This is a genomic window from Nocardia sp. CA-120079 (genome assembly GCF_050955745.1).
In the GTDB taxonomy this organism is placed as follows: Bacteria; Actinomycetota; Actinomycetes; order Mycobacteriales; family Mycobacteriaceae; genus Nocardia.
On sequence record NZ_CP192088.1, the window covers coordinates 8,457,892 to 8,470,002 of the forward strand.

The window sequence follows — 12,111 nt, forward strand, 5'->3', positions numbered from 1 at the left end:
GCCGAGGATCGGGCGCACCCTGCGCCGCGGGGCGATGCCGCGGTGCGACGCAAGGTTTGTGATCAGCTTGCGGTTATCCCGGGGCGAACGCCAGATTCTCCGGGGTGGTGGGGGTCGCGAGCCCGGCGAGCGCCTTGGCGTGCAGCGACCGCTTGATCACCGGCAGATTGGGCTTGCGATTTGCCGCGAGGGCGCCCGCACGCTCGATCGCGGACTTCAGCAACACATCAGCATCCGCCTTTGCGTCGGCAATTCCCGCGGAAATGGCCTCATCGGCGGCGAAGCGGTGACCGGCGGTCATGGCCTGAACGCAGACCTGATTGGTGAGACGCTCGGTGAGCAGCGCGTTCATGCCGACCGTAAACGGCATGCCCAGATGCACCTCGGGCAGACACCAGAAGCCGCGGTCGGCACGCATCACCCGGAAATCGTGCGAGGTGGCGAGCATGGCGCCCGCGCCGAAGGCATGACCGTTGACGGCCGCGACCGTCGGCAGCGGGAAGGTCAGCAGGCGGGTGTAGATACTGTGCACGCGGTCGAGGTAGCCGTGCATCTTGTCCAGGTTGCCGAAAAGCCAATCGGTATCGAGCCCGTTGCTGTAGAACTTCCCACTCGCCGTGGTCACCAGCGCCGCCGGTCCCTCGGACGCCTCGACCTGGTCCAACAGCCCATGGAACGCATCGATCCAATCCGGATGGAAACGGTTCTCGCTGTCGGTCTGCCCCTCGCTCCCGAGATAGACGACGAACACATCCCCTTCACGTTCCAGATACGGCATGCGTGCAGCGTAACGGGTAAACCCCGCGAAACCTACCCGCGGGTAGCTAACACTCGGCGGGTAGATCAAGATCAGGCGGAACTGGTGGCGGAGGGGCGGCCGCGAGATACCAGGGGGCGCGAAGACGCGGCGCCGCGGGCGCGGCAAATCAGATACGGTGACGGCATGCTTGCCGAACAGGCCGCCAGGGCGATTGCCGAACGTACGGGAGTGGAACGGCACCGGGTTGCGGTGGTGCTGGGATCGGGCTGGCAGGAGGCGGCCGCGGAGATCGGAGCGCCGTCGGCGTCGGTGCCGATGCCGGAGCTGCCCGGATTCGGGACGCCGAGCGCGCAGGGGCATGTCGGGATGGTGCATTCGGTCGCCGTCGACAACACGCCCGTGCTGGTGCTGATGGGGCGTCAGCATCTGTACGAGGGATATCAGCCGAGCGATGTCGTGCATCCGGTGACCGCGGCGATCGCGGCGGGCGTGGAAACCGTGGTGCTCACCAATGCGGCGGGCGGGATCCGGGAAGGACTGCGCGTCGGTGAGCCGGTGCTGATCAGCGACCATCTCAATCTCACCGGCCGCACACCGCTGGCAGGCGCGAACTTCGTCGACCTCGTGGACGCATGGGACCCCGAATTGCGTGCGCTGGCAAGGGAAATCGATCCGAGCCTGACCGAGGGCGTGTACGCGGGCCTGACCGGACCGCAGTACGAGACCCCGGCCGAGATCCGGATGCTGCGCACCATGGGCGCGGATCTGGTCGGCATGTCGACGGTGCTCGAGGTGATCGCGGCACGTGCGCTCGGCGCCCGAGTGCTCGGTATCTCGTTGGTCACCAACCTCGCCGCGGGCGTCACAGGTGCGCACCTCTCGCATGCCGAGGTACTCGCCGAAGGACATGCCGCCGCACCGCGTCTCGGCAAATTACTGCGCGGCGTACTGGAACGGCTGTAGATGCTGCGCTTCGGCACCGCCGGGCTCCGCGGGCCGCTGCAGGACGGGCCCGACGGCATGAACCTGGACACGGTGAGCCGGACGACCGCCGGACTCGTGGACTGGTTGCGCGGTCGCTGCCTCGGCGGCGGTGCGGTGGTCGTCGGGCGCGACGCCAGGCACGGCTCCGCCGAATTCGCCATCGCGACCGCGGAAATCTTTGCCGCCGCGGGCTTTCCGGTGACGTTGCTGCCGCGGCCGCTGCCCACCCCGATCGTCGCCTACGCGGTGCGTGAGCTGGGAGCCGTTGCCGGAGTACAGATCACCGCATCGCACAATCCGGCGACCGACAACGGCTACAAGGTGTACCTGGACGGCGGTTCGCAACTGATCGCACCGGCCGACACCGAGATCGAGCGCTGCATCGCGGCCGTCACCGAGCCGATCCCCCGCACGCCGGTCACACCGGCCGCCGATGACCTGGTGCGCCGCTATATCGATCGGGTGGCCCGACTGCCGGAGTTGATCGGCGGTCCCGGCGAGCGCTCCGATGTCCGGATCGTGTTGACACCGCTGCACGGGGTCGGCGGCGATACGGCGGTGGCTGCCCTCACCGCGGCGGGATTCAAGCATGTGCACGTCGTCGGTGCGCAATTCGCGCCCGATGCCGACTTCCCCACCGTCGCCTTCCCGAATCCCGAAGAGCCCGGTGCCACCGATCTTCTGCTCGCCACCGCCACCCGGATCGGCGCGGACCTCGCCATCGCCCTCGACCCGGACGCCGATCGCTGCGCCATCGGAATTCCGGACGACGGTGGCTGGCGCATGCTGCGCGGCGACGAAACCGGTGTGCTGCTCGGCGATTACGTGCTGCGGACCGCGCCCCCGGATTCATTGGTGGCGACCACCATCGTGTCGTCGCGACTGCTCTCGAAACTCGCCGCCGCTCGCGGCGCGCGGTACGCGGAAACGCTGACCGGCTTCAAATGGCTGGCGCGCGCGGGCGACGGTCTGGTCTACGCCTATGAGGAGGCCATCGGTCACTGCGCGGACCCGGCCGCGGTCCGCGACAAGGACGGCATCTCCGCAGCGGTGCTGGCCGCCGATCTCGTCGCCCGGCTGAAGGCCGCGGACCGCACCCTCGCCGACGAACTCGACGATTACGCGGTCGAATTCGGCCTGCACGCCACCGACCAGGTCTCGCTGCGCCTACCCGACCCGGCCGCCGCCGCTGACCTGGTGAACCGCCTGCGCGCCGCCCCGCCCGACGAAATCGCGGGCGAGCCGGTCGAATACACCGATCTGCTCCAGGTGCGCGGCCGAATGCGCACCGACGCACTGATCTTCGAGGGAGCGCGGTTCCGGATCGTGGTCCGCCCATCCGGCACCGAGCCGAAACTCAAGTGCTACTTGGAAGTCGTCGAGCCGGTCGCCGACCTTGCAGTTCTGGCTGCGGCGAAAACCGCCGCCGGACAACGCGTCGCCGAACTGCGAGCCTTCTGTCAAGGGCTCTGAGCAGGGCCATCATCGCGGACTCGGCCGCCGAGCGAACCACCAGGGATCTCGAAACAGACCCGGCATGGGGCTCTTCGACGGCAGCGGCCGAGTGCTCCCGTGTCCGTTCGCTACCGAGCAATGCCGGAACGGACCTTCTCCGACATATTCGACGCGAAAGTGGCTCAGCGGGGGCCGAATTGACGGTCGCCAGCGTCGCCGAGGCCGGGGACGATGTAGGCGTCGGAGTTGAGGCCGATGTCGACGACCGCGGTGACCAGGCGCACCGGAAATCCCGAATCGGCAAGAGCGGCAATGCCTTCGGGGGCGGCTACGACACAGACCGCGGTGATGTCGGTGGCCCCGCGAGCGGCGAGCAACGCCAGGGTGTGGCGCATCGAACCGCCGGTGGCCAGCATCGGGTCGAGTACGAAGACCGGCATCTCGGAGAGGTCGGCGGGCAGCGATTCCATGTACGGCACCGGCTGATGGGTGGTTTCGTCGCGCGCGATGCCGACGAAACCGACCCGCGCGTCCGGAATGAGTTCGGCGGCCGCGTCGACCATGCCGAGTCCGGCGCGCAGCACCGGAACCAGCAGCGGTGGCTGCGCCAATCGCGTTCCCTCGGTGTCGGATACCGGTGTGGTGATCGGGAAGTGGATCACCGGCGCGTCGCGCAGCGCCTCGTAGATCAGGATTCCGGTGAGATCACGCAGTGCGGCGCGGAAGGCCGGATTGGCCGTGCCCGCATCGCGCATCGTGGTCAGCAGGGCGGCGGCGAGTGGATGGTCCACGGTGTGCGTGCGCATGTTGGAACGATAAGGTCGAAGACGAGTTCGGCGGCAAACCTCCACCCGAATTTTTTTCGAACGGCTGGAACCGATCGGTAAGGCAGCGCGTCGAACTAGGTGGATGACGTACTCTGCCTGGGAACAACAGATGGGGGAAGCACTGTGCGAAAGATGTCGGCCGACACCGAGGGCATCACCGCCTACGGCGCGACGGCCGCGACGATGTCAGGTGATCTCGCCGCCGCCGCAGTGAGCGCCGCGGCCGCCGATCCCACTCTCCTCGGCCCCATAATGGGCTTGATCGGCGGCGATTTCATGGCCGCCTACGCTGCGGCCCATGCCGGGCATGTCGCCTCGATCGGTCAGTTGTCGGCGGTGCTCGCGAGTATGGGTGGTGCGGCAGCTTCTTCGGCCGTCGTACTCGAGGAAACCGACCTGAACAATGCCGCCGGGCTGAATGCCACCGGACTGGACGGGTGACGCCGTGATCGATGTCAGCGCCCTGGTCCAGCCACTGCTCGATCTGCTCTCCAGCTTCGGTACCGGCGTCCTGCCCACCGGCGGGCCCGCCGACGCACTGACCTCCACCTCGACCGCCGTCGACCAGGTGCACGCGGTCGGCCGCAACAGCATCAACCAGGTGAACAACGCATGGGACGGTGCGGCGGCCGATGCCGTTACGGCGAAGGCGCTGCGGGTGCAGACCTCTGCCGCCACCATTTCCGACCGCGGCAACGACATGGCCACAGTCGTGAATCAGGCTGCCGCGCAGGTCGAAACGGGCCAGAAGGAGCTGAACGGGATCGTCCAGTCGTTCGTGAACCAGGCCACCAGTCTCGGTCCGGCGCTGGCCACCCCCGAGGGACTGACGGTGCTCGTCGGCTCCGCGATCGACCACATCGGTCAGGGGCTGAATGTGGTCGGCCGCGTACGCAACGAACTCGATACCCAGACCGCGTCGATGAACGAGCTGACTCCGGCGCCGTCGACGCCGTCGCTGTCCAATGTCGCAGGCACGGTCGGCACCGCCACCCAGGGCGCCTCGCAATTGTCATCGACGGTGAGCAGTGTCGCGAGCGGCGCCGGCGGCGTGCTCAGCAGCCTGATGAGCACCGCGAGCAAAGCCAGCACGACGACCGCGAGCACGGCATCCAGTTCCAAACCGAGTACCAGCACCACGACCGGGACCGGCCAGTCGTCGGCCTCAGGTAAGGGCGTGAAGATCACCTTGCCCGACGGCAGCGTCGTGGAAGCCCCGAACGAGAAGGCGGCGACGGCGGTCAAGGCGGCCATCGGCGCGGTCGGCACGCCTTATGTGTGGGGTGGCAATACGCCCGGCGCCGGACTGGACTGCAGTGGTCTCACCAAGTACGCGTACGGCGAGGCCGGTGTCGACCTGCCCCGGTTGGCGCAGGAACAGGGCAACGGCCACATGCAGGTTTCGCCGGGCGATCTGATGCCGGGCGATCTGGCAGTGTGGGATGGCCACGTCGCGATGGTGGTCGGCAACGGGCAGTTCGTCGAGGCCGGTAATCCGGTCCAGATCAGCTCGGTTCGGACCGACAACATGGGTATGAACTTCTATGGCTTCTACCGGCCGACCTCATAAGTGAGCGGAGCGAACGAATAATGTCCCAGCCCCAGACCCCACCGATACCCAATGTCACGGTGGCGTCGAGCACCAACCGGTCGGGCACCATCTCGGTCCGGGCCACCGACCAGGGCATGCCGATCGAGATCAAGTTCGAACGCAGCGAATACCGTTACGGCGCACAGACTCTGGCCGACGAGATCCTGCGACTGACCAAGCGCTCTACCGTCGCCGCCCGAGCCCGCCGCCGCGAGCTGCTCGCCGAGGCGGGTATGCCCGCCGACATTCTGGACAAGCTCGGCCTGCCGACCCGCCAAGCCGCGGTAGACGAACTGGACCGGATCGATGACGCGGACACGGGACCGACGAGCTGGATGAGGCCGGTTTGAGCGAGCGAACAATGAGCACAGCTGCCACAGCAGTCATGCCGGAGCCGAGCACCAGGGGGGCGCAGGCACATGAGTGAGCGGAGCGAACGAATCATGAACACAGGCGCGCCAGCGCTCATGCCGGAGCCGAGCGCCAGCGAGGCGCAGGCACATGAGTGAGCGGAGCGAACGAATCATGAACACAGGCGCGCCAGCGCTCATGCCGGAGCCGAGCGCCAGCGAGGCGCAGGCATGAGCGCTGAGATGGACGCGTTGGTCGCCAACGCGACGGCGAAACTGGAAGCGCTCGAGGCCGCGCTGTACGGCCTCAAGCAGGTGCACGGCCGGTTCCGGACCGAGGACGGCACGGTCAGCGTCGAGGTGAACAGCGATGGCGCCTTGGTCGCGCTGAGCCTGTCGGAGTCGGTCACCTCACTGCCGCCCGCCGAGGTCGGCCAGCTGATCGTATGGGCCTGTCGCCAGGCCGCCGAGGACGCCGGCACGCAGCGATCGAAGGTCGTTGCGACACTGAACGAGTCGTTCGCGGGGTCGCCGGAGGGTGCCCCGGGAAGCGTTGGGGGCGGGCCGGATAGTCACTGACTCGGAAGGTCGATAGGCTTCCGCACATGGCTTCTGGAGACATCGTCCCGATCGAGCTCGGCCTGACCGACGGCGATCTCGTCACCCTGTGGGCACCGCGCTGGCGCGACGGTGATGACGAGTGGGAGGCGTTCCTCGGACACGAGGACTCGCTGTACGGTTTCGAGACCGTTGCGGAGCTGGCCGCATTCATCCGGACCAACTCCGATAACGATCTCGTGGACCATCCGGCGTGGAAGGTCGTGGCCGGGCTGTCGGCGGTCGAACTGGAGCCGGAGGAGAACTTCACCTTCGATCTGGTCGGGGTCCCGGAGCTGGTCGCGAGCGATCCCGATGTGGACACCATCGCCGAGCTCGACGACACGCTCAGCATGGTGCGCAACATCGGTGAGGTGTGCGAGCTGGAGACGGTGACCAAGTTCTTCGGCTCCCATCCGGTGGTCGGCGCGCTGGCCAGCGGCGTGAGCGCCTTCGTCGGGCGCGACGGCGAGGAGCTGTGGGATCAGATCGGTGCCGCCATCGCCAAGGGCTGGGACGATGTCCTCGATGCCATCGACTCCGTGGTGCAGACCCCCGAGGTCGATGCCGAAGCCGTCGCGGTCGCGGAAGCCGAACTGCTCGCCGCGGAGGAGAACGTCGTCGACGCCGATGACGCGGCCGACAGCGAGGAGGACGAGGAGTTCGAATCCGTTGACCTCGATGCGGACGACGAGGACGAGGAAGAAGACGAAGAGGAGGAGGGAGACGAGTCGTTCTGGCACGAGGTCGGCATCGACCCGGTCAAGATCGTCACCTCCGACGGCACCTACTTCACGCTGCGCTGCTACCTCGACGACGAGCCGATCTTCCTCGGCAAGAATGGTTCCATCACCGTATTCGGCTCCGAGCGTGCGCTGGCCCGCTACCTGGCCGATGACCATGAGCACGAGCTGGCGCGGGTGAGCACCTACACCGATGTGCAGACCGCCGCCGTCGACGGTTCGCTCGAGGTCGAGGTGACCGATGAGAACGTCTACGTCCTGCCCGGTCTCGCCGACGATCTGAGCGAGGGCCCGGAGGCGGTCGATATCGAACAGCTCGATCTGGCGGTCGAATTGTTCACCGACGCAGCCGATTACGCCGACGACGACACGGTGGAGCAGGCGCTGGCGCAGTCCACCCCGCTCGGCTGGTACGTCTCCTATCTGCTGAACCCGGACCCGACCCGCCTGGCACCGAACCCGCCGTTCACCGCGGAGGCCCAGAGCTGGCGGGACCTGGAGCGCAACTTCGAGTCCAGGCTCACGCAGCAGAAGTAGGGGCTAGCCGAGCAGGACGGCGTAACCCGGCTTGATGATGTCGTCGATGATGCGCAGACGTTCGGGGAACGGGATGAACGCGGACTTCATCGCATTGATGGTGAAGCGTTCGAGGTCGCTCCAGCCGTAGCCGAAGGTGTCTACCAGCTTGAGCATTTCCTGGCTCATGCTGGTGTCGCTCATCAGGCGGTTGTCGGTGTTCACGGTGACGCGGAAGCGCAGCCGCGCCAGCAGGTCGAACGGATGCTTGTCGAGTGAGGGGACCGCGCCGGTCTGCACATTCGACGAGGGACAGAGCTCGAGCGGAATTCGCATATCCCGCACGTAGTTCGCGACCAGTCCGAGTTGCGCGTCCTCGATCGCGCCGGGAACGGTGATGTCGTCGGTGATCCGCACACCGTGGCCGAGCCGATCGCAGCCGCAGAACGCCAGCGCCTCGTGGATGGACGGCAGCCCGAACGCCTCACCTGCGTGAATGGTGAAATGCGCGCTGTTGGCTCGCATGTATTCGAAGGCGTCCAGGTGACGGCTGGGCGGGAAGCCCGCTTCCGCGCCCGCGATATCGAAACCGCCGACGCCACGGTCGCGCCACCGCACCGCGAGTTCGGCGATCTCGCGCGAACGCGCCGCATGCCGCATCGCGGTGAGCAGGCAGATCACCACGATCGGGCGACCGGCCTCGGCCGCGGCCGCCGCACCCTCGCGGAATCCGGCGAGGGTGTGCTCGACCACCTCGTCCAGGGTCAGACCGCGCTCGAGATGCTGTTCGGGCGCGAAGCGTACTTCGGCATAGACCACGCTGTCGGCGGCGAGGTCTTCCGCACATTCCCGAGCCACGCGGCGCAGGCCCTCGGGGGTCTGCATAACCGCGACGGTGTGCGCGAAGGTCTCCAGATAGAGCTCGAGCGAGCCGCTGTCGGCCGCATCGCGGAACCACGCCGCCAGTTCGGTCTCATTGTCGGCGGGTAGGTCGTCGTAACCGCAATCGGCGGCGAGCTCCAGAACTGTCGCGGGCCGCAGACCACCGTCGAGATGATCGTGCAGCAGCGCCTTGGGAGCTTGGCGGATCGAGGCAAGGGTCAAAGGCATCGGTCCTGTCATGACCACACGTTAGCCGCACGGACCCATTCATGCGGCTGTGATTGCGCTCTCCGCCAACCCCACCCGAGACATAACCCGCAATGTCCCTGCTCGAGCGGACCTCGAGTACCGGAAAGCCCCTTTAACCAGCCAAGAATTAACGTAGCGGTCGGTTTCCTGCCTGCTTGCCGCAAACCTTTTGCCCCCAGCTCGGTGCGCTCGACTCGCATTCGGACTCGAAGGTGTCGCCGGCGTTCGCCGAACGGACGGCACATACCGACGCACTGAGTCGGCGCGCCACGCATGCCGACGAAATGGCGCGCCGGGCGAATTCGGCAGTGGGAGTGGCCGGTGGTGTCAGGGGGCGATGCGGTCCAGGATCAAGGGGGCTTGCGGTGGGGGCGCGGTTCCGATGGTGAACGAGTTCTCGAGAGCGGCGAGGGCGCCGGGAAAGGCCTCCGGCGTGTCGGTGTGCAGGGTGAGCAGGGGCTCGCCTGTAGTTACGAAATCGCCTGGTTTGGCGTGCATTTCGATGCCTGCGCCGAATTGGACGGGGTCGCCCTGACGGGCTCGCCCCGCGCCGAGTCGCCAGGTCGCGATGCCGACGGCCATCGCATCGAGGCGGGTGAGCACACCGTCTCGTTCGGCCCGAATGATTTCGGTGTGCTTCGCGCGCGGCAGTGGCGCGTCCGGGTCGCCGCCTTGGGCCTGAACCATGGCGCGCCAATGGTCCATTGCGCGACCATCGGCGAGAGCGTCGGCCGGGTCGATATCGAGTCCGGCCTGGGCGACCATCTCGCGGGCGAGGGTGAGCGTCAGCTCGACGATGTCGGCGGGGCCGCCGCCCGCGAGCACGTCCACGGATTCGGCGACCTCGAGTGCATTGCCAGCAGTGCGTCCGAGCGGAGTGTCCATCGCGGTCAGCAATGCCACCGTCCGCACCCCGGCATCGGTGCCGAGTTCGACCATGGCCGTTGCCAATTCGCGCGCGCCGTCCAGGGTTTTCAGGAAGGCTCCGGAGCCGACCTTCACATCGAGTACGAGCGCCGCGGTCCCTTCGGCGATCTTCTTGCTCATGATCGAGCTGGCGATCAGCGGTATGGATTCGACGGTCCCCGTGACATCGCGCAACGCGTACAGCCGCTTATCGGCGGGGGCGAGATCGGCACCCGCCGCACACACGACCGCGCCGATGCCAGGATCGGACAGGATCTCCCGCATCCGCGCCACCGGCACATCGGCCCGCCACCCCGGGATCGCCTCCAGCTTGTCCAGCGTCCCGCCGGTATGCCCCAACCCGCGCCCGGAAAGCTGCGGCACAGCGGCCCCACACGCCGCGACCAACGGAGCCAGCGGCAACGTGATCTTGTCCCCCACCCCGCCGGTCGAGTGCTTGTCCACTGTCGGCCGCGCAAGATCGGTGAAGTCCATCCGACGCCCTGACGCGATCATGGCATTCGTCCACCGCGCGGTCTCCCGACGCGTCATCCCCCGCCACATGATGGCCATCGCCAACGCCGCCATCTGCTCGTCGGCCACCGCTGCGTTGGTGAATCCATCCACCACCCAATCGATCTGCGCATCCGACAGCTCCCCGCCGTCCCGCTTGGTCGTAATGATCGAAACCGCGTCCACTGCCGTCACACCGGCAAGTCTGGCACGTAACGCGCTCGCCCCCTGGAACTTGTCGGTGCCCGTCGATAGCCTCTGCGCATCATCGAGTCGACGTTGGGGGAACGATGACGCACGCACACCTGGACCGCCACGTGACGGATCTCGAGGCCCGCATCCGCGAGGCCGAAGCGGGCTTCGGCGAATCCCAGTTGAAGCTCACGTGACGAGTCACCGCAATCGAAATCGTCCAAAGACGAAGCTGCTGCCGCATTCTCGAACACCTCGCCGTCCGACGAAATCTCGCAGGCCACGGTGACAACCGACGACGAGATCGACGCCGTCCCGGAGCGGATGGGCTACCGCCGATTCAGCTCACCGACGTCGAGATGCCTACCGACGACGAAATCGACGCATCGTTCGAAGGTGATTGCTGAGAGCGACCTAGGTCTGCCCGGCATCCAGATCTTCGGGTCCGAAGGCGTCGGGGAGCAGGGTTCGAAGCGGCACGGGTCCGGTCTTGTGGTCCACCAGAAGTTCGGCACCGCCGTGCTCGTAGAGCAGCTGTCGGCAACGCCCACAGGGCATCAGGATTTCGCCGCGGGAATCGGTGACCGAGAGTGCGAGCAACCGGCCACCGCCGCCCGCGAACAGGTTCCCGATCAGTACGCATTCGGCGCACAGGCCCAATCCATAGGAAACGTTCTCCACATTGCACCCGACGACCACTCGGCCGTCGACCAGCCCGGCCGCCCCGACCGGGAATCGAGAATACGGCGCGTACGCCCGCTGCATGACCTCATATGCGCTGGTCCGCAATAATTTCCAGTCGATATCCACGTGTTCGCTACCTTCCGTGGTCCAGGGTCGGTTTCGGTATGGCCGGCGGCTCGGCTGGTCGAATTCTCCCGTCCCGACCCGATGTCGCCCGGCTCGCCCCACGCCTGAGCGTGGACCTGACCAGATCCCGGCTGCTTCCGATCGGCCTGATCATTGCGGTGCTGTTGTTCGGCGTGCAGACCGAGGACCCCGATGGCGCCGAACACACGATCCTGGTCACCGGGGGCGTCCTGCGGATCGCGAACTCATGACGCGATTGCTGGAACGACGCCGATGGCCGTCGTAGCGAAATTCGGCTGTCGCCGACCGGAATCTGCGATAGTTTTCTGTTACCGATCAGTAGGTTATCGCCCGTCGAATGAGACATTTTCCACATTGCCGACGCTCACAATTCCGCCCGTCGAACTGAGAGCCCCGGCGCCGACCGGAAACCGCGAGTTCGACGCATAGACAATGCACATAACTTGAATTGCCTTGTCGCGCAAGATTCTTCAGTCGAATTCCGATATCGGCAGCCCCTCCGGGGCCTAGCCGCACTTGCCCGCGCAGGGGCCACGGCGCAACCGTTTACACATCAAGAAAGGTAAACCTAACTCGCTCGACTGTAGCGCAACGCACGGCCTACCGAATTAGTTCCGCGATTGCGAGGGGATTAGAGTCCAGAACAGATCGGTTCAGGTTCCCGGCGGCGGGCCCCGCGCGAGCTATTTGGAGCAGCAAAGCGCAGCCACCTGGG

Annotated in this window: 13 protein-coding genes; 8 read left to right on the top strand and 5 right to left on the bottom strand. The window is 66.6% G+C overall.

The features are described 5' to 3' along the window. Positions 1 to 73 precede the first annotated feature (73 nt). Positions 74 to 778: an enoyl-CoA hydratase-related protein gene (locus tag ACQPYR_RS38450; RefSeq protein ID WP_433624343.1), complete on the bottom strand. Its 705-nt coding sequence runs from the start codon at positions 776 to 778 to the stop codon at positions 74 to 76. A gap of 165 nt (positions 779 to 943) precedes the next feature. Here ACQPYR_RS38450 and ACQPYR_RS38455 point away from each other — a divergent pair, with 165 nt between their 5' ends. Both ACQPYR_RS38455 and ACQPYR_RS38460 read left to right on the top strand, forming a co-directional pair. Beyond that, the gene (locus ACQPYR_RS38455) at positions 944 to 1,723 is read left to right on the top strand and encodes a purine-nucleoside phosphorylase (protein ID WP_433624345.1); all 780 of its coding nucleotides are present in this window, start codon (positions 944 to 946) and stop codon (positions 1,721 to 1,723) included. Then, on the top strand, positions 1,724 to 3,217 hold the full coding sequence (locus tag ACQPYR_RS38460; protein WP_433624347.1) for a phospho-sugar mutase: 1,494 nt from the start codon (positions 1,724 to 1,726) through the stop codon (positions 3,215 to 3,217). Between the two features lie 164 nt (positions 3,218 to 3,381). On the opposite strand, the gene upp is transcribed toward ACQPYR_RS38460, so the two are convergent. Continuing rightward, positions 3,382 to 4,005: a uracil phosphoribosyltransferase gene (gene upp, locus ACQPYR_RS38465; protein WP_433624349.1), complete on the bottom strand. Its 624-nt coding sequence runs from the start codon at positions 4,003 to 4,005 to the stop codon at positions 3,382 to 3,384. Between the two features lie 153 nt (positions 4,006 to 4,158). Here upp and ACQPYR_RS38470 point away from each other — a divergent pair, with 153 nt between their 5' ends. The 5 genes from ACQPYR_RS38470 (at position 4,159) to ACQPYR_RS38490 (ending at position 7,844) form a co-directional block, all read left to right on the top strand. Continuing rightward, complete coding sequence (locus tag ACQPYR_RS38470) at positions 4,159 to 4,467, top strand: hypothetical protein (RefSeq protein ID WP_433624351.1); 309 nt, start codon at positions 4,159 to 4,161, stop codon at positions 4,465 to 4,467. A gap of 4 nt (positions 4,468 to 4,471) precedes the next feature. Beyond that, on the top strand, positions 4,472 to 5,596 hold the full coding sequence (locus ACQPYR_RS38475) for a C40 family peptidase (protein WP_433624353.1): 1,125 nt from the start codon (positions 4,472 to 4,474) through the stop codon (positions 5,594 to 5,596). A 20-nt stretch (positions 5,597 to 5,616) separates the two neighbouring features. Next, entirely contained in the window at positions 5,617 to 5,967 is a 351-nt protein-coding gene (locus ACQPYR_RS38480) for a hypothetical protein (RefSeq protein WP_040686879.1), read from the top strand. 231 nt (positions 5,968 to 6,198) lie between these two features. Further along, positions 6,199 to 6,546 carry a YbaB/EbfC family nucleoid-associated protein gene (locus tag ACQPYR_RS38485; RefSeq protein WP_433624355.1) on the top strand — a complete coding sequence of 116 codons (348 nt, stop codon included), beginning with the start codon at positions 6,199 to 6,201 and terminating at the stop codon, positions 6,544 to 6,546. A gap of 26 nt (positions 6,547 to 6,572) precedes the next feature. After that, positions 6,573 to 7,844: a primosomal protein gene (locus ACQPYR_RS38490; protein WP_433624357.1), complete on the top strand. Its 1,272-nt coding sequence runs from the start codon at positions 6,573 to 6,575 to the stop codon at positions 7,842 to 7,844. A 3-nt stretch (positions 7,845 to 7,847) separates the two neighbouring features. Here the strand turns inward: ACQPYR_RS38490 and ACQPYR_RS38495 are convergent, their stop codons facing one another. The 3 genes from ACQPYR_RS38495 to ACQPYR_RS38505 all read right to left on the bottom strand — a co-directional run bounded on the left by ACQPYR_RS38495 (position 7,848) and on the right by ACQPYR_RS38505 (position 11,375). Beyond that, on the bottom strand, positions 7,848 to 8,945 hold the full coding sequence (locus ACQPYR_RS38495) for an adenosine deaminase (RefSeq protein ID WP_433624358.1): 1,098 nt from the start codon (positions 8,943 to 8,945) through the stop codon (positions 7,848 to 7,850). 336 nt (positions 8,946 to 9,281) lie between these two features. Next, positions 9,282 to 10,568: a thymidine phosphorylase gene (locus ACQPYR_RS38500; protein WP_433624360.1), complete on the bottom strand. Its 1,287-nt coding sequence runs from the start codon at positions 10,566 to 10,568 to the stop codon at positions 9,282 to 9,284. Between the two features lie 411 nt (positions 10,569 to 10,979). Further along, positions 10,980 to 11,375, bottom strand: a complete 396-nt coding sequence (locus ACQPYR_RS38505) for a cytidine deaminase (RefSeq protein ID WP_433624362.1) — start codon at positions 11,373 to 11,375, stop codon at positions 10,980 to 10,982. Between the two features lie 38 nt (positions 11,376 to 11,413). On the opposite strand from ACQPYR_RS38505, the gene ACQPYR_RS38510 reads away from it, so the two are divergent. Further along, on the top strand, positions 11,414 to 11,626 hold the full coding sequence (locus ACQPYR_RS38510; RefSeq protein ID WP_433624364.1) for a hypothetical protein: 213 nt from the start codon (positions 11,414 to 11,416) through the stop codon (positions 11,624 to 11,626). Positions 11,627 to 12,111: the final 485 nt, after the last annotated feature.